Genomic DNA, 25,189 nt, shown 5'->3' on the forward strand with positions numbered 1-25,189 from the left:
CCGGTCGCCGGCTCCGGCGGCGGCACCCGCCTACGAGGCGCCGCCGCCATGGCTCGGCGGCGGCGCGGACGCGGCGCCAGCCACGCTGGAACAGGCCAAGGCGCAGGCCGCCGAGGCAGCGGACCAGTCGCGCCGCGCCCTGGCCGACCTGCAGGCCCGCAGCCAGGCGAACGAGGCCGGGATCCGCGCCTCCATCGCCCGGCTCGACGAGCTGCAGGCCGGAGACGGCGCAGCCGCCGGCGTCAATCTGGATGCGCTGCGCGGCAATCTCGAGGTCGCGCTGCGGATGCAGCGGATCACCCAGGAAGTGCAGGCGCTGTCGCTGCAGCCAGCGGGCGCGGCGCGCACCGCGGCGATGCGCGCCAAGGTGGATGAGCTGAACCAGCTCCAGGGACAGCTGCGCTACGACGTCGGCGTCGACGCGCCGGCAACCGGCAGCGGTGCGGAGTGAGGCCGCCATGCATGCGCGCCGGCCGCCGCCTGCCCATCGCCGGCCATGCGGATTCACCCTCGTCGAACTCGCCGTCGTGCTTGGCGTGCTCGGTTTGCTGGCCCTGGGCATGACTTCGGCGTTCTCGAACATCCACGACCTGCGCCAGTACGACCGCGCGCGGGCCGACGCCGAGGCCGCACGCCAGGCGCTGCGCGCCTTCGCGCTCCGCGAGAAGCGTCTGCCCTGTCCCGGCGTCGATGCCAGCGGCGCCAGCGGACGCGAGGCTTCGCCTTGCGCCGCCGGCTTGGACGTGGGCTGGCTGCCCTACGAAACCCTCGGCCTGGCGCTGCCGGCGCCCGGAGCGCGCATGCGCTACGCGGTGCACCGTGGTGTCGGCGGCGGTGCCGACCTGGTCGCGCCGCCGCTGTCGGCCTCCACCGACGGTCACGACATCGATGGCGGGCACAGCTTCGTCGCGGCGCTGACCGCGCTCGTCGCGGCCGCGCCGTCGCCGCAGAACCCGCACCATCCGCTGCAGCACGCGCCGGATGGCTCGACCGCCTGCGGCGGCGCCGTCGCCAATCCGGCGTTCCTGCTGGTCGTGCCGCTGTCGGACCGGGACGGCCAGCCCGGGCCGAACCCGAACTTCGACGGCATGAACGCGGCCATGGCCGCCGGCGCCGGCAAGTGCGCGGCGCCGCCGTCGCGACCGCCGGACCGCGTCTCCGACGATCTGGTCGCGGCGGAGAGCGGCGCCGCGCTGCTCGGCTGGATCGCCGCCAGGAGCAGGTGACACGCGTCCCTTCCGCCGCCGCACCGCAAGCCAAGTCCCATTCCTTCCGAGGCTGTATCGAAATGACGCCCAACCGCCAGCACCACCGCCTGCCGCGCCGCAGCGCGCTCGCCGCCACGGTCTGCACGCTGCTGCTCGGCGCATGCACCCACGGCGCGCCGCGCAGCACCATGGACATGCCGCCGACGGATCACGTCGCGCTCGAGCGCACCGCGCAGGCGATCGTCGAGGAGTCCGCGAAGCTCTCGGAGCGCCAGGATGCGCTGCGCCGCGAGATGGAGCGCTTCGGCCCGCCACCGCCGCAGCCCGAGCCGGTGGCGCCGGTCTACGATCCGCTCGAGGACAGCGTGGTCAGCATCAGCATGCACGACGCCGACGTCGGCCAGCTGCTGTGGGCGCTGGCCGACGAACTGGGCATGAACCTGATCGTCGACCCGCGGGTGCTGCAGCGCCGCCAGCGCGCCACCCTGCAGCTGCGCGACGTCACCGCGCGCGAGGTCTACAACCACATCCTCGAGGCCTTCGACCTGCACGGCGAACTGCGCGGCGGCGCGCTGGTGGTGGGCGAGATGCAGGAGCGCGTGTTCAACGTCGAGATGCTCAACGCCAATACCTCGATCGATCTGTCCACGGGCGGCGACGTGTTCGGCGCCGGACTGCAGAGCGGCGGGGGCGGGGGCGGCCAGTCGCTGCGCGGCACCCTCACCCTGGACGGTACCGTCGGCCGCGACAACGATCCGTTCGCGCAGCTGACCGTCGCGCTCGAGGCGATCCTGGGAGAGAACCAGGCGAGCGCAGGGCGGGTCGATCCGGAGACGGCGCCGGAAGCGGCGCGTTTCAGCCTCGATCCGATGACCGGCACGCTGTTCGTGCGTGCGCGGCCTTCGCAGGTGCGTTCGGTCGAGAACCTGCTCGACCACACCAAGCGGATGATGCGCCGCCAGGTGCTGGTGGAGGCGCAGATCCTCGACGTGTCGCTCAACGACGGTTCCCAGTTCGGCGTCGACTGGACCCTGCTGCGCGAGCGCGTGGCCGGCATCTACGGCGACACTCCGGCGACGATCCCCTCATTCCAGCGCGACTATCCCGCGCCCGACGTGCACGGCACCCTGGACCCGCGCACGATCGTGTTCCCGGCGCAGACGCTGGGCAACGCCACCGGCCGGGCGATCGGGCTGGCCTATGTCGGCAACACCTTCGCCGCCGCGCTCAACGTGCTGCGCAGCTTCGGCAACGTCAAGGTGGTCTCCAACCCGAGCGTTCGGGTGCGCAGCGGCAGCCCGGCCTATCTCAGCGTCGGCTCCAACATCCGCTACGTCACCAAGTCGACCACGAATTTCTCCAATACCGGGGCCGGATCCAACACCTCGTCGGACATCCAGACCGACTCGCTGTTCTCCGGCGTGGTGATCGGCGTGGCGCCGCTGGTGATGGACAACGGCACCGTCGAGCTGCTGGTGCACCCGATGCAGACCGAGGTGGAGCCGGGCAGCCTGGAGCTGCGCGAGTTCCCCAACGGCAACGCGGTGACCCTGCCGGTGATCAACGTCAAGGGCATGACCACCACGCTCAACCTGCGCGACGGCGACACGGTGATGCTCGGGGGGCTGATCGACCAGTCCTCGTCGACCACCGACCGCGGCATCCCGGGACTGTCCGATGTGCCCGGTCTGGGGCGACTGTTCGGATCGCGCGGCAGGAGCCACAACACCCGCGAGCTGGTGCTTGTGCTGAAGGTCTCGGTGATATGAGCCTGGTGTTCGACGCCTTGCGGCACGTCGAGGCCGCCGCCGGCGGCGCCATGGCGGCGTCCGCGCCGACCCCGGTCGCGTCGCGACGCCCGCGGCGCGCCTGGGCGCTGTCCGTGGCCGCCGCGCTGCCGGCCGTGGCGCTTGCGGGCTACCTGCTCGCGGGCGCCGGGGAGGCGGGTGCGGCCGATCCCGTGGTTGCGGGCGACATGGCCCAGGTCGACGATGCAGCGGGCTCCGCGTCGTGGACCGCGGAAGCGGATGGTTTGGCGCTGGTCGATCTCACCCGCGCCGCCGCGCCGGTTTCCAGCACCGGGGCGGCGGCGGTGCGGGAGATCGTTGCGCCAAGGACGCCCGAGGCGGCCGCGGTGCAGGTGGCGGTACCGGTCGCCGCCGGCGCGGACGACGGGCGGGCGGAGATCCACGCAGCGGCGCCGGGCCAGCACTCGTCGGTGCTGCCCGCGGCGCCGCCCATGACTGCCGCCGAGCCGGCTGGGCCCGTGTTGTCATCGGCCGCGGCGCCGATGCCGGCCGAGCGGCCGCCGGGGCGCATCAGCATCGAGGTGACCCGGGGGGGCCGCGCGACCGCCGGCGCCCCGCCGGCCGATGCCGCGTCGGTGCGACCGACGGTGGCGGCGATCGAACGGGCGGTGGCCGCCGGCGACGTCGCCGCGGCGGAGCTGCACCTGGACGCGCTGTCGGGACTGCTGCACGAGGACAGCCTGACCCTGCTGCGGATGCGCGCCTGGGTCGCCTCCGTCCGCGGCGATGCGGACGAGGCCGAGCTCGGCTACCGACGCATCCTCCAGCGGGTGCCCGACGACGCCAACGCCGCCGTCAACGTCGCACGCTTCGAGGCCGGGCGCGGCGAGATCGACAGCGCGCGCGGCCGCCTCACGCGCCTGTCCGGCCGCCACCCCGGCTCGGCGCAGGTCCGCGGCGCCATGGCCGAACTGGAGGCGATGGCGCGATGAACACCGCCCTCGGCGCCTGCCTGCAGCGGCTCGGACTGACCCGGGTTCCGTTTCCGCCGACGCCGGACGCCTCGGCCTATTTCCACACGCCGCTGCTGGAGCGGGAACTGGCCGAGACGGCGCACTGCCTGCGCACGCGCGGCGGCATCGTGCTGCTCACCGGCGAAGTCGGCCTGGGCAAGACCACCTTCCTGCGGCGTCTGCTGGCACTGCTGGAGGAGGAGGGTACCGACGCGGCGATGGTGCTCAACACCTTCCTGCAGGGCGAGGAACTGCTGGCCGCGATCCTGGGCGATTTCGGCCTGACGGCCGGCGCCGGCATGGCCGCTGGCCTCGACCGGCTCAACGCCTTCCTGCTCGAGCGCCGCGCCCGGGGCCGGCTGTGCGTGCTGGTGATCGACGATGCCCAGAATCTGTCGCTCGACAGTCTGGAGCTGCTGCGGCTGCTCACCAATCTGGAGACCGGGCAGGAGAAGCTGCTGCAGATCGTGCTCGCCGGGCAGCCCGAGCTGTGCGCCAGTCTCGCCGCGCCCGCGATCCGCCAGCTGACCACGCGCATCGTCAAGCACGTGCGGCTGCCGGCGATGGATGCCGGCCAGGTGCGCGACTACGTCGGCTTCCGGCTGGCGATGGCCGGCGCCGCCGGGCGCATCCAGCTGTCCGCACCGGGGCTGCGCGCGCTGCTGCGCGCCAGCCGCGGCAATCCGCGGCGCATCCACCTGATCCTCGACCGCTGCCTGTACGGCCTGGTGGCCGCCGGCGGCGGCACCATCGATGCCGCGCTGGTGCGCGCCGCTGCCGCCGAATCGGGGGCACGCGTCCGCCCGGTCCGGACGTGGCGGCCACGCCTGCTGGCCAGCGCGGCACTGGGCGCCGCCGCGGTGGCGGCGATCGCCGCGGCGGCGGCGTTCCACGCGGCCGTGCCTGCCGGCGTCGCCAACGGGCCGATCGCGTCCACCACAGCGTTGGCATCCGCGTCGCCGGCCGTTCCGGCGGCGCTTGCCGCCGCGGGCGATCGGCGCTGGGACGCTTGCGTCGACACGCTGACGGCGTCCGCAAGCGGCGGCGTGCAACTGGCCCGGGTGGAGGCCGCCTGGGCCGCGCGCCTGGCCGGTCGCGCCGAGACTTGCGTGGCCCGGGAAGGGGCGACCTGGCGGATCGCCTGGCGCGGCGAGCTGCTGCCGGAACGTTTCTTCATGGGCCCGGATTCGGCGCGCAACGTGCGCCGGGTGCAGGGCGCGCTGGCCGCCGAGGGGCTGTATCCGGCCGCGATCGACGGCCTCTACGGCCCGCGGCTGCGTGCCGCGATCGGCGCCTTCCAAGCGCGCAACGGGCTGGAGGCGACCGGCCTGCCGGACGCCGCCACGCTGCTGTTCCTCGACACGCTCGCCGCCGCCCAGGCGGCGGCGGGCCCGGCCACACAGGACCACCATGGCGACAGTTGATCCCCGCAACCCGCTCCGTCAGGCCCCGGCACCTTCGCCGAAGGAAAACGCGCGGCTGGGCGAGCTGCTCAACGAGCGCGGCCTGCTCGATGGCGCGCAGCTGCTCTACGCCCGTCAGAAGAACCAGGTCGAGCAGCAGAGCTTCGGTCGCCTGCTGATCAAGCACGGCCTGGCCAACGAGTCCGACATCGTCAGCACCCAGGCGGAGCTGCAGGGCATCGACTTCGTCCAGGTCGAGACCCTGGCGGATCCGGAGCCGCAGGTGCTGGCGCTGTTCAACCGCGAGCTCTGCCTGTTGCGGCAGTTCCTGCCGCTGCGCCGCATCGAGGACACCCTCGAGGTGCTGCTGGGAGACGCCGACACCGCCACCGTGGCGCAACTGGTGCTGCAGCGCTGCGGCCTGCGCTGCCGGTTCCTGCAGGGCGAATACGGCAAGGTCGCGCGGCTGATCCGCCACACCTACTACTTCGCGCAGAATCCCGTCGAGACCCTGCTCGAGCGCGAGATCCGCCGCCTCGGCACCGACACCGACCACGCCTACAGCCCCGAGAAGCTGCTCGATTACCTGCTGCACTACGCGGTGCGCGAGCGCACCACCGACATCCACATCGCCCCGGCCGCGGGAAGTCTGCACGTGCTGTTCCGCGTCGACGGCGTGCTGCGGCCGATGTTCGCGATGCCGTCGTCGCTGTCGCGCCTGCTCGGTTTCGTCAAGCTGGCCGCGGAGATGGACATCTCCGAGCAGCGCCGCCCCCAGGACGGCAGCTTCCGCACCGTGGTGCTGGACTCGTCGCTGATGGTGCGAGTATCGACCCTGATCACCGACGTCGGCGAGCGCATGGTGATGCGCCTGCTGCCCGAACACAGCGAGATGGTCGGGCTGCGCGAGCTGGGCTTCTTCGACGAGGACGTGGCGGTGCTGGAGCGGCTGTTCGCCAAGCCCGCCGGGCTGGTGCTGATAACCGGGCCGACCGGCTCGGGCAAGAGCTCGACCCTGCACGCGGCGCTGCGGATGCAGTCGCTGATCGAGCGCAACGTGCTCACCGTCGAGGATCCGATCGAGTACGGCGTGCCTGGCGCGGCGCAAACCGAAGTGAACCGCCGCGCCGGCTACGAGTTCGGCACCGCGCTGCGCCACTTCCTGCGCCACGATCCGGACGTGATCCTGCTCGGCGAAATGCGCGACGCGGAGACCGCCCAGGCCGGCATCGAAGCCGCCGCTACCGGCCACCTGGTGCTCTCCACGCTGCACGTGACCAGCGTGTTCGGCGTGGTGCCGCGGCTGCGCCCGCTCGGGCTGGAAGCCCAGGTGATCGCCGATAATCTGCTGGCGGTGGTGAACCAGCGCCTGGTCCGGCAGAACTGCCCGTTCTGCACCGCCGCCGCGCCGTTCACCGAAGCCGAGCTGGAGTGGCTGGGGCTGCCGCCGGGCAGCAGCGGCAAGCGCGCGCCCGGCTGCGAGCGTTGCCGCGGCAGCGGCTACTACGGGCGGCTGCCGGTCTACGACGTGCTGCTGCTGGACGAGGCGCTTGCCAACGGCATCGCCGACGACGTCGGCCGCGAGGGGATCCGCGCGCTCGCCCACGCCTCCGGCTTCCGCGGCATCGAGGAGGTCGCCAGGCGCCGAGTGATCGCCGGCCAGACCACCTGCGAGGAGATCCAGCGCGTGGCGGGCATCGGGCCGGCCGCATGAACGTCTACTACTACCGCCTGCTGCTTTCGACCGGACGGGTCAAGGCCGGCATCGCCCAGCTCTCGGTCGAGCACGACAGCTCGGCGCGGGTGTGGCTGGAGAAGAACTTCGACGCGGTGGTGCTGAAGCTGTACCGGCTGCCGGGTTTCCTGGCGGAGGTGCAGCGCACGCTCTCGCACCTGGTGCGGCCGAGCATCCGCCCGGCGGAGCTGTCGGGGATGCTGCGCGACCTGGCGGTGATGACCAGCAGCGGCATTCCGGTGATGGAGGCGCTGCGCGCGGTGGCCAACGAGGTCGGCACCGGGCGCACTTCCAACGCCGCGCGCCTGGCGCGCCGCCTGCTCGAGGAGCTGGACGCCGGTGCCACCCTGAGCGACGCCTTCGCGCGCTTCCCGGACGCGTTTCCGGAGACCGTGCGCAACCTGATCATGATCGGCGACGAGACCGGCACCATGGACTCGATGCTGATGGAGGCGGCCGACCACATCGAGCGCATCACCCGGATGACCGCCGACACCCGCCAGGCGCTGATCTATCCGGCGTTCGTGTTCTCGGCCATCTTCGCCGCCGGCGGGTTCTGGATCTACTACGTGATCCCGAACCTGGCGGAACTCTTCAAGCAGATGAACGCCAAGCTGCCGCCGCTGACCATCGCGGTGATGGCGCTGTCGGAATGGCTGATCGGCAACGTGGGCTACATCCTCGTCGGGATGGTGGTGGCGACGTTCCTGCTGTGGGTGACCTGGCGCTACAGCCGCAGCTTCCGCCGCGCCGTGCACCACCTGCTGCATCGGCTGCCGATCTCCAAGACGATCATGTTCTCGTCGGGCCTGGCGTTCTTCACCGAGCACATGGCGCTGCTGGTGCGCGCCGGCGTCGACATGGTGTCGAGCCTGCAGGTGATGGAGCGGGCGATGCGCGACGAGTACTACCGCGACCGCATCATCGCCATCCGCCAGGTGCTCGAGCGCGGCGACCGGGTGTCCTCGGCGATGCGCCAGGTCGGCGGCTTCCCGCCAATGATGGTGCGGATGATCGGCGTGGGCGAGGAAACCGGCACCCTCGACTCGCAGTTCCTGCGCCTGTCGGAGGAGTACAGCCTGCGGCTGCAACGGCTGATCGCCAACCTGTCGGAAATCATCAAGCCGGTGGTGGTGATGCTGGCCGGCGGCATGTTCGTGCTGCTGATCGTGGCGCTGCTGCTTCCGGTCTACGACCTGGTGCAGCAGGCGATGTCGTCGCCGCAGTTCTGAGGAGGAGCACCCATGCAGAGCCAAGATCGATCGCATCGGCGCGCCGCCCGGCCTTCGCCCCCGGCGACCGGCTTCACCCTGGTGGAGTTGTCGGTGGTGCTGGTGGTGATCGCGCTGATCATCGGTGCGGTCAGCGTCGGCCGCGACGTCTACCGCGGCGCGGTGGCCGAGCGCATCTCCAGCGAGTTCGTGCAGGGCTGGCTGCTGGCCTACGAGCGCTACGTGGCGCAGGTCGGCGCGGTGCCAGGCGACAGCCTGTCCGATCCGCAGGGCAGGGTGCTCGGCACCGGCCCCATCCCCGGCGACTTCCCGGTGCAGGCGCTGTGCGGCGACGAGTTGCGTCTGGCGATGCTCGAGCGCGGGGTCGCGCTGCCGCAGGGTCGCGGCGAGGGCCTGGAGACCCGCTACGTCTACCGCGACAGCGGCGGCAACCCGCAGGAGCTGCAGATCTGTTTCGTCGCGGTCGACGACTGGTCGGAGCCGTCGCCGACGAGTCCCGGCAGCCACGTGCAAAGGCCGCGCAACGCCATGTACCTGTCCGGCCTCACTCCCGAACTGGCGACCTTCCTCGACAACCGCGTCGACGGCGCCGTCGACGCGCTGTTCGGGCGGCTGCGCGAGCGCGGCCGCCACAACGCCACCAGCACGCCGGCGGACCCGGCGGAGCGGACCTGGAGCAGCGATGAGACCCTCACCTACGACAGCGACGATCCGGACGACGACCCGGATTTCGGCGGCCAGATCGTCACCCTCGAAGGCTACTTGAGGATGACCCAGTGAACGCCTGCGGCGACGTGCCGCCCAGCAAGGGGGAGGATGGATGGCAGCGCATGCATTGATCCCGGCCGGACGTGCGCCCGCCGGCCCGCGGCGCCAGCGCGGGGTCGGCCTGCTGCAGGCGCTGCTGGTGGTGCTGGCGGTGGGCGCGGCACTGGCGGCGGCTGCGGTGCTGCTGCATGCGCCGAAGCCGTCGCGCCAGGCCACCAGCCAGGAGCAGGCCCTGGCCTGGGCCGACGAGGCGGTGATGGCGTTCGCCGCGGCCCACGCGCGTCTGCCGTGCCCGGCCGACGAGCTCCACGGGGACGAGAACTGCGCCAGCGGCAATGCCAAGGGCTGGCTGCCGCTGCGCTCGCTGGTCGGCGCCTCGGGCAACGGCCGCGGCATCGGCCCGATGCGCTACATGGCCTATCGCGGCAGTGGCGCCGCACCGGACCTCGCGGTGGCGCAGAACCGCTACAACCCGGTGGACCTGGCCGGCGATGCCCGCGACTTCGACGCCATCAACGGGCTCGACTTCTGCCAGATGCTCGCCGACGCCCAGGGCATCGGCACCGACGCGTCGGTCGCGCATGTACTCGACCGCGCCGGCGTCCCGGCGAACGTCGCCTACGGCATCGCGGCGGCCGGACCGGATGCCGGCGCAGCCGGCCGCCTCGACGACCGCAACGCCTCCGATTCGGTGGTGATGGAGGCACCCTGGCGCCGGGGCGACGCCGACTACGACGACCGCGTGCGGGTACGCGACCTGCGCGAGCTCGGCCACGCCCTCGGTTGCCGCTTCGCCCGTCCGGACGCGCCGGACAGCGTCGCACTGGCGTCGGTCGACCTGCTGTCGGGTTCGGTCACCGTGGCCGAGACGGTGGAGGAGTTCCAGGAGTTCAACCGCGCCAACGCCGAGGTCTCGCTGGCATTCGCGATCATCAACGAGGTCTTTGCGGTGTCCGCGGTGGCACTGGCCAGCGCCAACCTCAGCAACTCGATCAGCACGCTCGCCACCGCCTCGGCCCAGCTCGCCGCGGCCACTGCGGCCTGCGCCCTGCCGCCCTGGGCGCAGTGCGCGTTGATCCCGGTCTACAGCACCGCCGTAGGACTGGCCGTGGCGGCGGTGGCGACCTCGGGCGCGGCGATCGGGGCCAACGCCGCGGCCCTGGCGGTGACCAGCGGGGCGCTGGCCGCGACCAGCATCGCCTACCAGATGGCCCACGGAACGACCGGCGGCGGCAGCGAGGCCGACTACGGCGAGCTCGCCGATGCCGTCTGCACCTCGGCGCACGGCGGCATGGTTCCGGTGCTGGACGGCAACAACCAGCCGGTGCCCGGGCAATTCGTCTGGCAGGACGGGCTCGAACAGCAGCTGGTCCCGGTGCAGGCGGAGGTGGGGGTGCTGGAAACGCGCGTCGCGATCCACCAGGGGGTGCTGGACGACTGGAGCACCAACCCGTCCTCGAAGATCGAGTACGGCCGCCACGGCGTCGACCCCTCGGACCCGGACCACGCCGGCGCATACGCCCTGCTCAACACCCGCCTGCAGGAGAACCTGCAGGCGATCCGCGGCTACGAGGACCTGCGCCTGGTCTACGACCAGGGGGTGGAGACGGCCGAGGCTGCCAAGCGTGTGCACGACGACGCGGTCGCCAGCGCCGTGCACCTGGAGACGGTGTTGATCCCGCAGGCCTGCGACGACATCCAGTCGACCGTGGACCAGTACCGCTGCGACTCGTTCCGGAAGGGGCTCGCCGACCTTCGCGAGTGCGGCAACCCCGCGGTGAAGTGCATCGCCACCATGCACCAGGAGTGGCAGGACGCGGTCGCTGCGCGCGACCAGGCGCGGGCCGATCGCGACCAGCAGCGCCAGCGCCTCGACGACCTGCACGCGGTGCACGTGGTGCGCTACAACATGCAGCCGTGCCCGCTCCTCGACGCCCCCGACCTCGGGAGCTATCCCTCCTACTGCCGGGTGCTGTACATCCTCGACCAGCCCGACTGGGACCCGCGACGGCCGTACGGCTGGCATGCCCGCCAGTACGTGGCGCAGAACGCGGCGCTGGAGCAGAAACGCGAGGAGCTGGCCGAGCTGCAGGAGCGCTTCGATACCGCCGCGCAGCAGTGCATCGACCTGCGCGCGATCGCCGGGGCGCCGCCGGGCACGCCGGTGCCGGGCGTCGACCGCTGGAAGAAGGCGGAGGACATCCTGCGGGCCGTCGACTGGCGCGGCGCGGTCGGGCCGGTGGCGCCGGAGGACGCGCCGTGAGCGCGCTTCGCCAACGTGGCTGGTCGCTGGTGGAGCTGGCGGTGGTGCTGCTGGTGATGGCGCTGCTGTCGGTGGCGCTGGTGCAGGTGTTGCCGCTGGGGCGCCAGGTCAGCGCGGCCGATGCGATGCAGCGCGAGCTGCTGCAGGCCGAGGAGGCCCTGGTGGGCCATGCCCGCGCCCATCTGCGCCTGCCCAATGCGGACGCCGATGGCGACGGGGGGGAGGATCCCGGCGCGATGGTCGGCTGGCTGCCGACCCGCGCCCTGGGCCTGGCCGCCGGTCGGCGCATCCACTACCGGGTGCCGCAGCCGCTGGCGGCGGCGTCGCCCGGCAACCGCTTCCAGCCCGAGCATCCGCCGTCGACCACGCCGGTGCCGGTGCCGGTCAACGGGCTCGACTTCTGCGCCAGCCTGGCCGCGGAGCAGTCGGCGTCGGCACCGATGGCGGGGCTGGGAATGCCGGCGGCGTTCGCGCTGGCGCACGTCGGCGGCGCCGGCCACGAGCGCATGGCGACGCCGCAGTTCGCGCTGCCCGGGTCGGAGGCCGCGGTATCGGGCCGCCCGCCGGTGGCAGCGCTGGGCCTCGGCGAACTGGCTGCGCGGCTGGCCTGCCCGGACCGGGTGGCACGGGTGCAGGGCGGCGCGCGTGCGGCGATGGCCGCCTACGACATCCGTCGGGTGGCCGAGCGCTACCTCGAGTTCCGCACCTTCGACATCCGTACCGCAGAACTCAACAAGCTCAATGCCGACGTCGCGGTGGCTTCGGGCTCGTTCGAGGTCGCCTTCGGCGTGGTGAGCGAGGTGATCTCGATCCTGCAGATCGCCGCCGGCTGGCCGCCGGACGCCGTCGCGATCGCGATCGGTGTGGCCGAGCAGATCGTCGCGGTGGCGCAGATCGCCAGCGCGATCGCCAACCTGGCGCTGGCGGTGGCCGACCAGGTGGACGCGGTGGAGGCAGTGGAGACCGCGCGCGCCAACGAGCTGGCCGCACAGGCCAACCTGCAGCGCATGCAGGCGCTGGAGGAGCAGGCGCGCGAGCGGCTGCGCGAACTGGACGCCGCGGGGCTGGGCGCATGAGCGGGGGGCGCGGCATGGGCGTGCGGCAGCGGGGCTTCTCGCTGGTGGAGCTGGCGGTGGCGGTGGTGATCCTCGGCGTGGTCGGCATCCTGCTGGCGCGCTGGGTGGGGGCGGCTGCGGTGGAGCAGCGCAACGTCACCGGTCGCGACCTGATGGTGCGCGCCGACGACGCGCTTCTGGCGTATGCCATGGTCAACGGCCGCTTGCCGTGCCCTGCAGTCGACGGCGCCGGCAGCGAGAGCTGCGCGGCGAGCGTGGGCTGGCTGCCGTACGCGACCCTGGGCCTGCCGGACGAGCGCGCCGGCCGGATCCGCTACGGGGTGCTGCGCCGCGCCGATGCCGATCAGGAGCACGACGCCGACCTGGCGGTGCTCAGGGACCGGCCGCGCCCGCTGCAGGTCTCCGGCGATGAGGGCATCGGCCTGCCGCTGGGCACGCGCAACGGCCTGGACCTGTGCCACGCCCTGCGCGAGGCGATGCGCCTGCCGGCCGATCCGACGTTCGTGCACACCCGTCGCGAGGACCAGCCGGGCGTCGTCGCCCAGAACGTGGCCTATGCGCTGGCCGCGCCCACCGTGCCCGAGGGCCTCGCCCCGATCCACCGCGGCAGTTCGCCCGCGTTCGCCTCGCCCCGGCAGCCGGGCAGCGCCGACTATCACGACCAGGTGCTGGCGACCGGAAACGACCAGCTGTGGACCAGGATGCGCTGCGGCGACAATCTCGCCCCTGCCGCGTACGCGCATTTCAACGCCGCCGCCGCCGCCGAGGTGCACCTCAAGGCGCTGCGCGACTACAAGCGCCAGCTCGAGGTCGCCAGGCAGCTGGCGATCGCCGCGCAGATTTCCGCCGACGCCGCGGCGGTGGCCGGCGCCGCGCAGATCGTCTCGGCGGCCGCCGGGGTGCTCGACGCGGCGGCCGAGAGCCTGGCCAGCACCGGCGCGATTTCCTACCGGGTCGGCCTGGCCGCAGCGGCGGTCGCGGCTGCTGCGGCGACCGAGGCGGCGGCGATCGCGTTCGTGGTGACCTCCGCGATCGCGCTGGACGAGGCCAGGGAGCTGTACCGCGACATCGACGGACCGATCGCCAATTCGGCGGCGCTCGCGCCGCTGGTGCTGGAAAACGCGAAGAGCGCCGATGCTGCCGGAATCTATGCGGTTCCGTAGTTCGCGGCGCGGGCCGTGCATGCGTGCGGATTCAGGCCGGGCTGCCGGCCGTGCGCGCGGCTCCGGCGATCTCCTCGCGCAGCGCGCGGGTCAGCGGATCGGGCTCGCAGTCCAGGCTGCGGCGCAGGTTGCGCTCGAGTTCGGCATAGACCTGCAGCGCGTGATGGCGCGCGCCGTCGGCGGCGAAGATCTCCATCAGGGCGCGGTGATGGGCCTCGTTCCAGCCGTCGATGCGGACCAGACGGTGGGCGATGTCGGCCGCCTCGGGGTGCCGGCGTTCGGCGCGGTAGCGCTCGCGCAGCCGTTCCATCAGACGGATCTCGCGGCGGAAGAAGTGCTGGCGGGTGTACTGCAGCCAGTCCTCGAAGTCGTCGCAGCCGTCCATCCGCACGCCTTCGAGCAGCAGGCCGGCGTGGTGCCAGGACTGGCCGGAAACGGCCTCGACAGCGTCGTCCTCGGCGACGATCAACGGGTCGAGCAGGTCGATGTCGAACAGCGCCCGGGAGCGGCGCCCCGGCAACAGACCGATGGTGTCCCGGTCGGCCGCGATCAGGCCGTCCAGGCCGAGCCGGCGGAAGACGTCCTGCAGGTCCGCAAGCACCTGGCGCAGGTTGGTGCGCGCCGCCGCTGCGCCGAGCTCGGGCCAGAACAGCGAGGCGAGCTGTTCGCGCGCATGACGGCGGTCGCGTTCCACCGCGAGGTAGCCGAGCAGCGCCCAGCCCTTGCGGTATTGCAGCGACAGGTCCTGCCCGTCCGGATCCAGCAGCCGGCCCATGCCGAGCAGCCGCAGCCGCGGCATCGCGGGCGCGGGCGACGGCTCGCTCATTGCCGGCGCCCGGTCAGCTCCGGCGACGCCGGCAGTGCCGCGTGCGCCCAGGTCCATGCGGGTTCGGCAGCAGCGTTCATCGAAAGCGCAGGTCCCCAGAAGATCGCGATCGCGGCCGGGTCCCGCCCGGCCCGGCCCCGTGCATCGTTGCGCGATGCGCCGGGGCTGCAGGCCGGATGACGTGATCGGCTCCGGCGGAGCCGGCCCGGGACCGGACGGGCAAGCATAGCGAAGCCGCCTACGACGGTAAACGCGCCGCCCGCGCGAGGGAAGAACCGCGATCGGCTACCATCTGTGCCGCGACGGGACCGGGGGGCGCGGGCGATGGGGGAGTCGGACAAGGTCGGGGAGACCCAGCAGACGCTGGCGCTTCCCGCGCGGCCCGAGGTCGAGGCCGGCGTCTACGCACCGGGCGCGCGCATCGGCCACTACCGCCTGGTGTCGCTGCTCGGCCGCGGCGGGATGGGCGAAGTCTACCTGGCCGAGCAGCTAGAACCGGTGCGGCGCCAGGTCGCGCTGAAGCTGATGAAGCACCGCGAGCTCGATGCAGCGCAGCGCGCCCGCTTCGAGGTCGAGCGGCAGCTGCTGGCGCAGATGAGCCACCCGGCGATCGCGCAGATCTACGACGCCGGCACCGCCGACGGCCACCCGTACTCGGCGATGGAGCTGATCGACGGCGCCCCGGTGGATGCGTACTGTCGCCAGGCGCAGTTGCCGCTGCGCGCGCGCATCGAACTGTTCGTGCGGATCTGCGAGGGCGTGCAGCACGCGCACCAGAAGGGCGTGATCCATCGCGATATCAAGCCGGCCAACGTGCTGGTCGCCGGGATCGACGGACGCGCGCTGCCCAAGATCATCGATTTCGGCATCGCCACGCTGGGGTCGCCCGGTTCGATCGGCTATGGCAGCGGCTCCGACGACCGCGCCGGTACGCCGGCCTACATGAGCCCGGAGCAGGCGACGGACCCGGCCACGGTCGATACCCGCAGCGACATCTATTCGCTCGGCGTGCTCCTGCACGTGCTGCTGACCGGCTGCCGTCCGCAGGCCGGCGCCGACGGTGCGATGCTGCGCCCTTCGGCGCGGCTGGTCGCGCTCGGGAAGGCCGAGGTCGCACGCGCCGCCGTGGAGCGCGGCACCAGCGGCGCGCGCCTGCTGCGGGTCCTGCGCGAAGAACTGGACTGGGTGGTGACGAAGGCGGCGGCCGCGGACCGGACCCTGCGCTACGCCTCGGCGGCGGAGCTGGCCGAGGAACTGCGCCGTTTCCTGGAAGGCCGCCCGCTGCATGCGGTGCCCGGCCGGCGCGGCTATGCATGGCGCAAGTTCGCCGGGCGCAACCGCGTCGGGCTCGCCGCCGCGGCGATGGTGCTGGTGGCGCTGCTGGGTGGCCTTGGGCTGTCGCTCTACGGTCTGTTCGAGGCGCGCGAGCAGCGCCTGCTCGCCGAGCAGCGGGCCGAGCAGCTGGAAACGGTCTCGTCGTTTCAGCAGTCGCTGCTCGAGGACATCGACATCGAGGCGATGGGCCTGTCGCTGGCGGACATGGTGCGGACCCAGCTGGTGCGCGGGGGGCGGCTCGACGAGGAGGACGCGGCCCAGGTGCTGGCGCAGCTGAGCGCCGCCGACATCGCCCGCGCGCTGGTCGGCGACAACGTGCTCGCCCCCTCCGAGGAAGCGATCGCGCGCGACTTCGCCAGCCAGCCGGACGTCGCCGCCGACCTGCGCGAGGCCACCGCCGCGGTCTACGCAGCGCTCGGCCTCTATGAGCGCGCCGCGGAGGCCTACGCGCCGGTCATCGCGCATCGCCTGGCCACCCTCGGCCCGCAGGCGGAACCGACACTCGCCGCGCGCGCCGAGCATGCCGACGCGCTGATCAAGCTGTCGCGCTACGACGAGGCGCGTGCCGCGCTCGAGAGCGCGCTCGCCGACAGCGCCGCGCTGGGTTGGGAGTCCGAAACGCGCGGCCGCATCGAACTGGCAATGGCCGAACTGGACCTGGCGCAGGGCGATCCCGCGGCGGCCCGCGCGCGACAGGAACGGCTGCTGGCGAAATTGCGCGAAACCCGCCCGGCGGACGATGTGGAAGTGCTCCGCGCAACCAACAACCTCGGGATGACCATGGCGCGCAGCGGCGACTTGCACGCGGGCCGGGAGTTGATGGAGCCGGCGCTCGAGCACTACCGGCGCAGGTTCGGCGACGAGGACCCGCGCACGCTGTCGGCGATGACCACCCTGGCACCGCTGCGGGCGATGCTGGGCGACGTCGAGTCGGCCGAGCGGCTGCAGCGCACCCTGGCGGAGATCCGCATCAAGCAGCTGGGCAATGAGCATCCGGTCACCCTGGTGGCCCGCGGCAACCTGGCCAACATGCTCAGCGGCCTGGGTCGCACCGAGGAGGCGCTGGTGGAGGCCGAAGCGGTCTACGACGCGCGGGTGCGGGTGCTGGGCGCGGAGCATCCGCAGACCCTGCGCAGCCTGTTGAACCTGGCCAGCTTCCACGCCCGCATCGAGGATTTCGAGAAGGCGTTGCCGCTCGAACGCCAGGTGCTGGAGGCGCGCGAGCGGATCCTCGGGCATGAGCACCCCGACACGGTCTTCATGCGCCTCAACCACGGCGCCACCCTCCGCAGGGCCGGGCACCCGGCGGAGGCGTGGCAGTTGCTCGAGTCGGCCCTGCCGGTCGCGCGGCGGGTCCTCGGCGACCGGCACCCGCAGCTCCGGCTCGGCATGCATGCGGCCGGCGAGGCGCTGCTGGATCTCGGCGACCCGGCCGGTAGCGTCACGCTGCTGCGCGAGGCGCTGGCGCTTCACCGAGAACACGCAGGGGCCGACAGCACGGAGACGATTGCCGTCGCCTGGAAGACCGTGCGCGCGCTGCGGGCGAACGGCGAAACGACGGAGGCGCTGGCATTGCAGCGCGAGCTGGTCGACCCGCTGCTCGCCGCGGACCCGGAAACGCTGAGCGCGCCCATGCTCGGGCGGCGGCGCAAGATCGAAGCGGAAATGCGCTGAGCGGGCCGACCGGCCGCGTCGGCGATCGTCACTCCCCCGGCTTGGCCGCCTCCACCGGCGCGCTGGTGGAGGCGCGCCGCGACAGCTGCGCCTCGCGGTGGGCGATGTAGGCATTGGCGACGAAGATGATCGCCGCGCCGGCGATCGTCCAACCGTCCACCGTCTGCCCGAACAGCACCCAGCCGAACAGCGCCACCACCGGCAGCTGCATGAAGCTGATCGGGGTCAGCGCCGAGACCTCGCCCAGCTGCAGCGCGCGGGTCCAGAGCATGTGCCCGCCGGTGCCGAGGATGCCCGCGGCGACCACCCACAGCCAGACGATCCCCTGTGGCCATTCCCATACCGCCATTGCCGGCAGCAGCGACATCGGTACCCAGAACAGCGTGGTCCAGATGACGATGCGGTCGGCCGGCTCGGTGCGCGAGAGCTCCTTGATCTGGATCGCCACCAGTCCGCTGAGCATCGCCGCGGCCACCGCCACCAGCATCCCAGGAGTGAACTCGCCGCTGCCGGGACGCAGGATCACCAGCACGCCGAGGAAGCCGAGCCCCACCGCGGTCCAGCGCCGCGCCCGCACCTGCTCGCGCAGGAACAGCACCGCGGCGATGGTGACGAAGATCGGCGTCGAGTACGACAGCGACACCGCCTGCGCCAGCGGCAGGTTGCCGATCGCCCAGAAGCCGCAGAACATCGACGCGATGCCGATCAGGCAGCGCACGAAGTAGCGCGGCAGCTGCGCGGTCCTCAGGAAGGCCAGGCCGCGTCCGGGGCGCAGCAGCAGCGGCAGCGCGGCGAGTAGCCCGAAGAAGTTGCGGAAGAACGCGATCTCGAAGGTGTGCAGACTCTCCGAGGCCAGCCGGATCGCGATCACCATCAGCGCGAACAGCAGGGTGCTGCCCAGCATCAGCAGCGCGGCGCGACCATGTTGGGAGGACGGCATGCGGGGTCGTGAGGTCAGCGGCCGGTCGAAAGAACGACCACGTAGAGCGGAGCTTGCTCCGCTGCGCCTGGCTCCGGAGCCAAAGGCAGCGGAGCAAGCTCCGCTCTACGGCACGAGATTGCGCGGCTGCTTCCGTAGGGGCGGCTCACCACGCCGCACCGACGATCCGCGGCTCCGGCTCCAGCGCGACGCCGAAGCGCTCCCGCACCGAGGCGGCGACGTTCCGCGCCAGCGTCAGCAGCTGCGCCCCGCTGGCGGCGCCGTGGTTGACCAGCACCAGCGCATGGCGTTCCGAGATGCCGGCATCTCCCTCGCGCCGGCCCTTCCAGCCGCAGGCGTCGATCAGCCAGGCGGCGGAGAGCTTGCGTTCGTCTTCGCTGGCGGCGGGAAAGACCGGCAGGCCGGGGTGGGCCAGCTTCAGCTCCCGCGCCGCCGCTTCCGAGACCACCGGGTTCTTGAAGAAGCTGCCGGCATTGCCGGTCAGCGCCGGATCGGGCAGTTTGCGGCGGCGCAGGCGGCAGACGGCCTCGGCCACCTGCGAGGGCCGCGGCTCCTCCGCGCCCATCGCGGCGAGTTCCTCTGCGAGCCCGGCGTAGTCCACCCTCGGCGGCGCCCTGCGTTGCAGCCGGAACCGCACCGCGGTGACCACGTGGCGCTCGGGCTCTCGCTTGAAGCGGCTGTCGCGGTAGCCGAACGCGCATTCGTCGCGTGCGAGAATCCGCTGCTCGCGCGTGCCGCGCTCGAACGCCTCCACGACGTCGATGCACTCCGCCACCTCGACGCCGTAGGCGCCGATGTTCTGGATCGGCGCCGCGCCCACCGTGCCCGGGATCAGTGCCAGGTTCTCCAACCCGGCCAGGCCGTGGCCGAGTGTCCACAGCACCAGCGCGTGCCAGTCGACCCCCGCCTCGGCGCGCACCAGCGCGCAGTCGCCGTCGTCCTCGACGATGGCGATGCCCTGGCCGCCGAGCGCCAGCACCACACCGGGCGGATCGCCGGCGAACAGCAGGTTGCTGCCGCTGCCGAGCACCAGCACCGGCCCGTCGCGCAGCATCGCGTTGCCGAACAGGTCCGGCAGCGCCGCCGCATCGCGCACTTCCACCATCAGGTCGGCGGTGGCGGGCACGCCGAAGGTGTTGCGCGCCTGCAGCGGCGCGCCCTCGACCAGCCGCCAGGGTTCGCTCATGCGCGGCTCATTCCGGGGGCAGGGTGCCGCGGCTCGGCGCTTCCTTGCGCCGGCGGATCGCATCGACGCATTCGCCGATGAGGGCCGGGCCGCGGTAGATGAATCCGGTGTACAGCTGCACCAGGCTGGCACCCGCGGCCATCTTCTTCACCGCCTCGGCGCCGGACATCACGCCGCCCACCCCGATGAGCGGGATCGACGCCGGCAGGCGCGTGCGCAGCATCCTCAACACCGCGGTGGACTTGTCCATCAGCGGCGCGCCGGACAGCCCGCCGGTCTCGCGCGCCAGCGGGTGGTCCTGCACCGCCAAGCGCGAGACCGTGGTGTTGGTGGCGATCACCCCGTCCACCCGCAGGTCGGCGAGCACACGCGCCGCGGCCTCGACGTCCTCGTCGCTGAGATCGGGAGAGACCTTGACCAGCATCGGCACCCGCTTGCCGTGCTGCGCGCCCAGCCGCTCCTGGGCCTCGCGCAAGGTCCCCACCAGGCGCCGCAGCGCCTGTTCCTCCTGCAACTCGCGCAGGCCGGCGGTATTGGGCGAGGAGATGTTGACCGTCAAGTAGTCGGCGAGCGGGTAGACCCGCTCCATGCAGTGGAGATAGTCGCCTGCGGCCGACTCGTTCGGGGTGTCACGGTTGCGGCCGATGTTGATGCCCAGCGGCCCGCTGCGGCAGCGGGCGCGGGAGACGTTGGCGACCAGCGCATCGACGCCGTCGTTGTTGAAGCCGAGCCGGTTGATGATGGCGCGGTGGCCGGACAGGCGGAACATGCGTGGCTTCGGGTTTCCCGGCTGCGGCCGCGGGGTCACCGTGCCGACCTCGACGAAGCCGAAGCCTAGCCCGAACAGGGCATCGACATGGGCGCCGTTCTTGTCCAGCCCCGCCGCCAGTCCCACCGGGTTGGGGAAGGTGAGGCCCAGCAGCGAGGCCGGGAACTCGCGGCGGCGCTCGGCGAGCAGCGACCGCAGGCCGGCACGCCAGGCGGCCTCGAGCCCGGCCAGCCCCAGCGCGTGCGCGCGTTCCGCGTCCAGGCGGAACAGCAGCGAGCGGGCCAGGCCATACATGTCAGCCCTGCATCCCCAACCAGACCAGGCCGCCGAACAGCAGCACGAACACGGCGATCGCCAAGACCGACAGCAGGATCATCGCGTAGCCGAGGATCAGCCCGGCCAGGGCCAGGCCGTCGCCGTCGTAGCGGTCCGGCTGGCGGCGGATCTCGCCGCGCGCCAGGTGCCCGGTGACCACGGCCACAAGGCTGGCGATGAGCGGGAACGGCAGGATGCCGAGGATGCCGGAGATCAGGCTGACGATGGCCAGCGGGCTGGTCTGACGGATCGGGACGTTCATGGCCCTGCACTCCTGCTCGTAGTTTCTGTGCGGTGCGGTGCGGTGCGGTCCGGGCCGGCCGGGTCATGAGCCCGGCCGGCATCCGGTCGCCGCGGCGTTTCGCCGCAGCATGCGTCCCTGCGGCCCGTGCGCGTCGCGGCGCGCGGGTCAGAGGTCGAACTTGATGCCCTGCGCCAGCGGCATCGCATCCGACCAGTTGATGGTATTGGTCTGGCGGCGCATGTACGCCTTCCATGCGTCGGAGCCGGACTCGCGGCCGCCGCCGGTTTCCTTCTCGCCGCCGAAGGCGCCGCCGATCTCGGCGCCGGAGGTGCCGATGTTGACGTTGGCGATGCCGCAGTCCGAGCCCCAGGCCGACAGGAAGCGCTCGGAGGCGCGCAGGTCGGTGGTGAAGATCGCCGAGGACAGGCCCTGCGGCACGTCGTTCTGCATCGCCAGTGCCTCGTCCAGGTCCGCGAACTTCATCACGTAGAGGATCGGTGCGAAGGTCTCGGTCTGCACCACCTCGGCGTCGTTGGCCAGGCCGGTGATCAGGGTCGGCAGCACGAAGTGGCCCTTGCGGTCGTCCAGGGCGCGTCCGCCGGAAGCGACGGTGCCGCCTGCCGCCTTCGCCTTCTCGATGGTGTCGAGGTAGGCCTGGACGGCGTCGGCGCTGTTGAGCGGGCCCATCAGGTTGGCCGCGTCGGTGGGGTCGCCGATGCGCTGCTCGACCTGACGGTAGCCGGCGACCAGCTTCTCCACCACGCTGTCGTAGATCGACGCATGCACGAACAGGCGCCGGGTCGAGGTGCAGCGCTGGCCGCAGGTGCCGACCGCGCCGAACACGATCGCCGGGATCGCCAGCTTCAGGTCGGCGGTCTGGTCGACGATGATGGCGTTGTTGCCGCCAAGTTCCAGCAGCGAGCGGCCCATCCGCTTGGCGACGCGCTCGCCGACCTGGCGGCCGACCTTGGTCGAACCGGTGAAGCTGATCAGCGGGATGCGGCGGTCGTCGACGAAGGTCTGCGCCAGGTCCGTGCCGGCATCGTTGATCAGGAAGAAGATGTCGGGGAACCCGCCTTCCTTCAGCGCCTGGTTGCAGATCTTCATCGAGGCGATCGCCGACAGCGGGGTCTTCGGCGACGGCTTCCAGATGCAGATGTCGCCGCACGCCGCGGCGACGAACGCGTTCCAGGCCCACACCGCCACCGGGAAGTTGAATGCGCTGATGATGCCGACCAGGCCGATCGGGTGCCACTGCTCGTACATGCGGTGGCCGGGGCGCTCGCTGTGCATGGTCAGGCCGTAGAGCTGGCGCGACAGGCCGACGGCGAACTCGCCGATGTCGATCATCTCCTGCACCTCGCCGTCGCCCTCGGGCTTGGACTTGCCCATCTCCAGCGCGACCAGCGAGCCCAGCGCGTCCTTGTTGCGGCGCAGGGCGTCGGCGCACAGCCGCACGGCCTCGCCGCGGCGGGGCGCCGGGGTGGTGCGCCAGACCTTGAACGCCTCTTGGGCGCGTCCGATCACGGTCTCGTAGTCGGCGGCGGAGGTCGCCCGCACCTGCGCCAGTACCTCGCCGTCGGTGGGGTTGACCGGCTGGAGCACGCCGGCGGAGGTGTCGCCGGACCACTCGCCGTTGCCGAGGTAGGTGCCGGATTCGGTGCTGGAGAGGTCGAGGGCGCTGAGGACGGGATGGGGCATCAATGACTCCTGGGGAACATGAATGGCTGGGACTGCGGATGAGCGCGCGGGGCCCGTCGAGCCGGGCGGAAGGGGTGGACTCCGGTTCGCCGGCGTGGCAATGGGCCACCGCGCATCCTGTCGGTCGTACTGGCGACCCCGGCACGATTCGAACGTGCGACCTTCCCCTTAGGAGGGGGACGCTCTATCCAGCTGAGCTACGGGGCCGAGCCCGGGGATTTTCGCACGGCCGTGGCGGTTTCCCCAAAACGCCGCATGCAGCCTCGCTCGCGGCCGCCGGTACGGCCTCGGCCAGGCCTCGGTCCGGATCGCGGAGCGCCGTCGGTCCCCGCTGCGCGGGAGCGGCGAAATGGCGCTAGACTGCCGCCCATGACCCGGTGTCATCGCCGCCGCTTGCGCATCGCCACCCTGGCGATCTTCTGCCTATTGTTCCAGCAGCTGGCGATGGCCGCCTATGCCTGCACGATGTCGGCTGCAGCGCCGGAGCCGGTTGCCGTCACCGCGGACTGCGCGAAGATGGGCCCGCCGCAGGCCGAGGACAACCCGGTGCTCTGCGCCAGGCACTGCGCGCCCGAGCACGCCACCACCGCGGATACCGCCAAGCTGTCGGTTCCGCCGCTGGCGATTCCGCCGCTGGCCTACGACCTGCACGTGGCGGTGCCGGTCGCGCATGCGGCCGCGGATGCCGCCGTGCCGCTCGCGTGCGTGGATCCACCGCCTCGCCTGCGCTACTGCACCCTCCTGATCTAGTCCCCGAAGCGACACCACGAGTCCGTGCCGGCGCATCAGCGCCGCGCATCCGCCCCGTTGTCGTTCCGGAGGCACCATGCCATTCCCGATCCCTGCCGGCACCCGCCGGCGCGTGGCCATCCACGCAGCGACGCCTTGGCTGTGCGTCGCGCTTCTCGCGGCGCTGCCCCAGGCTTTCGCCGCGCCCGGCGAACTCCCGTTTGCAGAGGCGGTACGGCTCGCCAGCGAGCGTGCCGTCCTCCTCGATGCACGTCGCGCCGCGCTGGAATCCGCGCGGCAGGAGGCGCGCCGCGCCGGCGCGTTGCCCGATCCGGTCCTGACGGTGGGTGTCTCCAATCTGCCGGTGACCGGCAGCGACGCGTTCGCGACGCAGGTCGATCCCATGACCATGCAGCGGATCGGGCTGCGCCAGGCGATCCCGGCCGGCGCCAAGCGCGACGCGCAGCGCGTGCTGGCCGCGCGCAGGATCGATGAAGCCCGGGCCGGGCTCGAGGCCGAGCGACTCGCGGTCCGCCGTGCGGCCGCGGAGGCCTGGATCGACCTCTGGGCGAGCCAGCGCGAGTTGCTGGCCCTGCGGGGCCTGCGTGAGCAGGCGCAGCTGGCATCGCGGCTGGCGCACGCACGGCTGCGCAGCGGTGCCGGCCAGGCGGTCGATGCGTTGGCTGCCGAGGCCGCGGTGCTCGAGCTCGACAATCGGATCGCCGAGGCGGAAGCGGGGCAGATCGAAGCGCAGGCGGGGCTGCAGCGGTGGATCGGAGAGGGTGCGGTCGCGGTGGCCGGCGCGCCCGACTTCACAGTGGTGCCGTTCTCCGAGGCGCAACTGCTGGCCGCGCTGGACCGTCTGCCTGCACTCGAGCCGATCGATGCGCGGCTGGAAACCGCAGCGGCCACGGTGGACGCGGCGCGGGCCGAGCGCCGGCCCGACTGGAGCGTGGCGGCGTCCTATGGTCGCCGCGGCGCGGCGCGCAGCGACATGCTGATGCTCGAGGTCGGCGTCGGCCTGCCGCTGTTCGCCCGCAACCGGCAGGACCGCGGTATCGCCGCGCGCGAGGCCGACTACCGGGAGGCGCTGGCGACGCGCGAAGACCGCCGCCGGGAGCAGGAGGCGCGGATTCGCGCCGATTTCGCACGCTGGGAAGGCATCCGGCACGTGGTGAACCTGCACGTGCAGGCGCAGATCCCGCTGGCACACGACCGCAGCGCTACCGCGCTGGCGGCCTACCGCGCCGGCGCCGGACTGCAGCCCTGGCTCGACGCCCGCCGCGACGAACTCGATCTGCACGTGGCCCATGCCCGGCACCTGAACCGGCTCGGACGCGCCTGGGCGGCGCTCGCCTTCCTGTTGGAGGAATCGCAATGAACGTCCGGACCCGATTTGCGCTCGCCGCCGCCGCCGCCGTGCTGATGACTGCCGGCGGCATGCTCGGATACTGGTGGGCGCAGCCGCGCACCGGCGCCGACCACGCCTCCACCTCATCGCCGGCGGCTGCCACCGCCGATCGCGAGGTCCTGTATTGGTACGACCCGATGGCGCCGGACCAGCGTTTCGACAGGCCCGGCAAGTCGCCCTTCATGGACATGCAGCTGGTGCCGAAGTATGCCGACGACACCGGGGGCGACCGGCCGGGGATTGCGGTCGCCGCCGAGCTGCGCCGGACCCTGGGCATCCGCACCGTGGCGGTCGGTCGCGGCCGCCTGGAGGGCGCGCTCTCGGTGCCCGGCACCATCGCCTGGGACCTGCGTCGCGAGCACGTGGTGAGCGTGCCGGTGGATGCGGTGATCCAACAGCTGCACGTCAAGGCGCCGTTCGATACGGTCCGCGCCGGGCAGCCCGTCGCCA

The 25,189-nt window shown here is 72.4% G+C and carries 21 protein-coding genes and 1 tRNA gene; 15 read left to right on the forward strand and 7 right to left on the reverse strand.

Annotation, left to right across the window (positions count from 1 at the left end; all coding sequences use genetic code 11):
• From H0E84_RS00265 to H0E84_RS00315, 11 genes are all read left to right on the forward strand, one after another.
• A partial coding sequence (locus H0E84_RS00265; RefSeq protein WP_219339520.1) for a hypothetical protein occupies positions 1-451 on the forward strand: 451 nt, incomplete at its 5' end.
• A 7-nt stretch (positions 452-458) separates the two neighbouring features.
• The gene (locus H0E84_RS00270; protein ID WP_180676622.1) at positions 459-1,226 is read left to right on the forward strand and encodes a prepilin-type N-terminal cleavage/methylation domain-containing protein; all 768 of its coding nucleotides are present in this window, start codon (positions 459-461) and stop codon (positions 1,224-1,226) included.
• 62 nt (positions 1,227-1,288) lie between these two features.
• The gene (gene mshL, locus H0E84_RS00275; RefSeq protein WP_180676623.1) at positions 1,289-2,977 is read left to right on the forward strand and encodes a pilus (MSHA type) biogenesis protein MshL; all 1,689 of its coding nucleotides are present in this window, start codon (positions 1,289-1,291) and stop codon (positions 2,975-2,977) included.
• Entirely contained in the window at positions 2,974-3,948 is a 975-nt protein-coding gene (locus tag H0E84_RS00280; RefSeq protein WP_180676624.1) for a tetratricopeptide repeat protein, read from the forward strand. The genes mshL and H0E84_RS00280 overlap by 4 nt, the downstream gene beginning before the upstream one ends.
• A complete protein-coding gene (locus tag H0E84_RS00285; RefSeq protein WP_180676625.1) occupies positions 3,945-5,393 on the forward strand; it encodes an ExeA family protein in 1,449 nt (482 codons plus the stop codon). The genes H0E84_RS00280 and H0E84_RS00285 overlap by 4 nt, the downstream gene beginning before the upstream one ends.
• Complete coding sequence (locus H0E84_RS00290) at positions 5,380-7,086, forward strand: GspE/PulE family protein (protein ID WP_180676626.1); 1,707 nt, start codon at positions 5,380-5,382, stop codon at positions 7,084-7,086. The genes H0E84_RS00285 and H0E84_RS00290 overlap by 14 nt, the downstream gene beginning before the upstream one ends.
• The gene (locus H0E84_RS00295; RefSeq protein ID WP_180676627.1) at positions 7,083-8,339 is read left to right on the forward strand and encodes a type II secretion system F family protein; all 1,257 of its coding nucleotides are present in this window, start codon (positions 7,083-7,085) and stop codon (positions 8,337-8,339) included. The genes H0E84_RS00290 and H0E84_RS00295 overlap by 4 nt, the downstream gene beginning before the upstream one ends.
• Positions 8,340-8,351: 12 nt before the next feature.
• Positions 8,352-9,119, forward strand: coding sequence for a prepilin-type N-terminal cleavage/methylation domain-containing protein (locus H0E84_RS00300; RefSeq protein WP_180676628.1), 768 nt, complete (start codon positions 8,352-8,354; stop codon positions 9,117-9,119).
• Positions 9,120-9,159: 40 nt separating this feature from the next.
• Positions 9,160-11,370, forward strand: a complete 2,211-nt coding sequence (locus tag H0E84_RS00305; protein WP_180676629.1) for a hypothetical protein — start codon at positions 9,160-9,162, stop codon at positions 11,368-11,370.
• Positions 11,367-12,446, forward strand: a complete 1,080-nt coding sequence (locus H0E84_RS00310) for a hypothetical protein (protein WP_180676630.1) — start codon at positions 11,367-11,369, stop codon at positions 12,444-12,446. Before H0E84_RS00305 ends, H0E84_RS00310 begins: the two co-directional genes overlap by 4 nt.
• On the forward strand, positions 12,443-13,609 hold the full coding sequence (locus H0E84_RS00315) for a type II secretion system protein (RefSeq protein ID WP_180676631.1): 1,167 nt from the start codon (positions 12,443-12,445) through the stop codon (positions 13,607-13,609). Before H0E84_RS00310 ends, H0E84_RS00315 begins: the two co-directional genes overlap by 4 nt.
• A gap of 31 nt (positions 13,610-13,640) precedes the next feature.
• Here the strand turns inward: H0E84_RS00315 and H0E84_RS00320 are convergent, their stop codons facing one another.
• A complete protein-coding gene (locus tag H0E84_RS00320; RefSeq protein ID WP_180676632.1) occupies positions 13,641-14,435 on the reverse strand; it encodes an AfsR/SARP family transcriptional regulator in 795 nt (264 codons plus the stop codon).
• A 324-nt stretch (positions 14,436-14,759) separates the two neighbouring features.
• Here H0E84_RS00320 and H0E84_RS00325 point away from each other — a divergent pair, with 324 nt between their 5' ends.
• Positions 14,760-17,444, forward strand: a complete 2,685-nt coding sequence (locus H0E84_RS00325) for a serine/threonine-protein kinase (RefSeq protein ID WP_180676633.1) — start codon at positions 14,760-14,762, stop codon at positions 17,442-17,444.
• Positions 17,445-17,472: 28 nt separating this feature from the next.
• Here H0E84_RS00325 and H0E84_RS00330 read toward each other — a convergent pair whose 3' ends face one another.
• The 6 genes from H0E84_RS00330 to H0E84_RS00355 form a co-directional block, all read right to left on the reverse strand.
• Positions 17,473-18,384 carry a DMT family transporter gene (locus H0E84_RS00330; protein WP_257643982.1) on the reverse strand — a complete coding sequence of 304 codons (912 nt, stop codon included), beginning with the start codon at positions 18,382-18,384 and terminating at the stop codon, positions 17,473-17,475.
• Between the two features lie 145 nt (positions 18,385-18,529).
• Entirely contained in the window at positions 18,530-19,570 is a 1,041-nt protein-coding gene (gene murB, locus H0E84_RS00335; protein ID WP_180676634.1) for a UDP-N-acetylmuramate dehydrogenase, read from the reverse strand.
• A 7-nt stretch (positions 19,571-19,577) separates the two neighbouring features.
• On the reverse strand, positions 19,578-20,633 hold the full coding sequence (locus H0E84_RS00340; RefSeq protein ID WP_180676635.1) for a quinone-dependent dihydroorotate dehydrogenase: 1,056 nt from the start codon (positions 20,631-20,633) through the stop codon (positions 19,578-19,580).
• Between the two features lies 1 nt (position 20,634).
• Positions 20,635-20,916 carry a DUF4190 domain-containing protein gene (locus tag H0E84_RS00345; protein ID WP_180676636.1) on the reverse strand — a complete coding sequence of 94 codons (282 nt, stop codon included), beginning with the start codon at positions 20,914-20,916 and terminating at the stop codon, positions 20,635-20,637.
• A gap of 147 nt (positions 20,917-21,063) precedes the next feature.
• Positions 21,064-22,599: an L-piperidine-6-carboxylate dehydrogenase gene (amaB, locus tag H0E84_RS00350; protein ID WP_180676637.1), complete on the reverse strand. Its 1,536-nt coding sequence runs from the start codon at positions 22,597-22,599 to the stop codon at positions 21,064-21,066.
• Between the two features lie 130 nt (positions 22,600-22,729).
• Positions 22,730-22,806, reverse strand: a tRNA-Arg gene (locus H0E84_RS00355).
• A 162-nt stretch (positions 22,807-22,968) separates the two neighbouring features.
• Here H0E84_RS00355 and H0E84_RS00360 point away from each other — a divergent pair.
• The 3 genes from H0E84_RS00360 to H0E84_RS00370 form a co-directional block, all read left to right on the forward strand.
• Positions 22,969-23,349: a hypothetical protein gene (locus tag H0E84_RS00360; RefSeq protein WP_180676638.1), complete on the forward strand. Its 381-nt coding sequence runs from the start codon at positions 22,969-22,971 to the stop codon at positions 23,347-23,349.
• A gap of 76 nt (positions 23,350-23,425) precedes the next feature.
• The gene (locus tag H0E84_RS00365; RefSeq protein ID WP_180676639.1) at positions 23,426-24,709 is read left to right on the forward strand and encodes a TolC family protein; all 1,284 of its coding nucleotides are present in this window, start codon (positions 23,426-23,428) and stop codon (positions 24,707-24,709) included.
• On the forward strand, positions 24,706-25,189 hold a 484-nt coding region (locus H0E84_RS00370; protein WP_307774116.1), incomplete at its 3' end, for a heavy metal-binding domain-containing protein. The genes H0E84_RS00365 and H0E84_RS00370, both read left to right, overlap by 4 nt.

Source organism: Luteimonas salinisoli (assembly GCF_013425525.1).
Lineage (GTDB): Bacteria > Pseudomonadota > Gammaproteobacteria > Xanthomonadales > Xanthomonadaceae > Luteimonas > Luteimonas salinisoli.

Bases quoted from the DNA above. Each gene is read 5' to 3' on its own strand.
- H0E84_RS00340 (WP_180676635.1), bottom strand. From the start codon at position 20,633: ATGTATGGCCTGGCCCGCTCGCTGCTGTTCCGCCTGGACGCGGAACGC.
- H0E84_RS00270 (WP_180676622.1), top strand. From the start codon at position 459: ATGCATGCGCGCCGGCCGCCGCCTGCCCATCGCCGGCCATGCGGATTC.
- H0E84_RS00285 (WP_180676625.1), top strand. From the start codon at position 3,945: ATGAACACCGCCCTCGGCGCCTGCCTGCAGCGGCTCGGACTGACCCGG.
- H0E84_RS00280 (WP_180676624.1), top strand. From the start codon at position 2,974: ATGAGCCTGGTGTTCGACGCCTTGCGGCACGTCGAGGCCGCCGCCGGC.
- H0E84_RS00295 (WP_180676627.1), top strand. From the start codon at position 7,083: ATGAACGTCTACTACTACCGCCTGCTGCTTTCGACCGGACGGGTCAAG.
- H0E84_RS00360 (WP_180676638.1), top strand. From the start codon at position 22,969: ATGACCCGGTGTCATCGCCGCCGCTTGCGCATCGCCACCCTGGCGATC.
- H0E84_RS00330 (WP_257643982.1), bottom strand. From the start codon at position 18,384: ATGCCGTCCTCCCAACATGGTCGCGCCGCGCTGCTGATGCTGGGCAGC.
- H0E84_RS00345 (WP_180676636.1), bottom strand. From the start codon at position 20,916: ATGAACGTCCCGATCCGTCAGACCAGCCCGCTGGCCATCGTCAGCCTG.
- murB (WP_180676634.1), bottom strand. From the start codon at position 19,570: ATGAGCGAACCCTGGCGGCTGGTCGAGGGCGCGCCGCTGCAGGCGCGC.
- H0E84_RS00305 (WP_180676629.1), top strand. From the start codon at position 9,160: ATGGCAGCGCATGCATTGATCCCGGCCGGACGTGCGCCCGCCGGCCCG.
- H0E84_RS00290 (WP_180676626.1), top strand. From the start codon at position 5,380: ATGGCGACAGTTGATCCCCGCAACCCGCTCCGTCAGGCCCCGGCACCT.
- mshL (WP_180676623.1), top strand. From the start codon at position 1,289: ATGACGCCCAACCGCCAGCACCACCGCCTGCCGCGCCGCAGCGCGCTC.
- H0E84_RS00325 (WP_180676633.1), top strand. From the start codon at position 14,760: ATGGGGGAGTCGGACAAGGTCGGGGAGACCCAGCAGACGCTGGCGCTT.
- H0E84_RS00300 (WP_180676628.1), top strand. From the start codon at position 8,352: ATGCAGAGCCAAGATCGATCGCATCGGCGCGCCGCCCGGCCTTCGCCC.
- amaB (WP_180676637.1), bottom strand. From the start codon at position 22,599: ATGCCCCATCCCGTCCTCAGCGCCCTCGACCTCTCCAGCACCGAATCC.
- H0E84_RS00320 (WP_180676632.1), bottom strand. From the start codon at position 14,435: ATGAGCGAGCCGTCGCCCGCGCCCGCGATGCCGCGGCTGCGGCTGCTC.
- H0E84_RS00365 (WP_180676639.1), top strand. From the start codon at position 23,426: ATGCCATTCCCGATCCCTGCCGGCACCCGCCGGCGCGTGGCCATCCAC.
- H0E84_RS00315 (WP_180676631.1), top strand. From the start codon at position 12,443: ATGAGCGGGGGGCGCGGCATGGGCGTGCGGCAGCGGGGCTTCTCGCTG.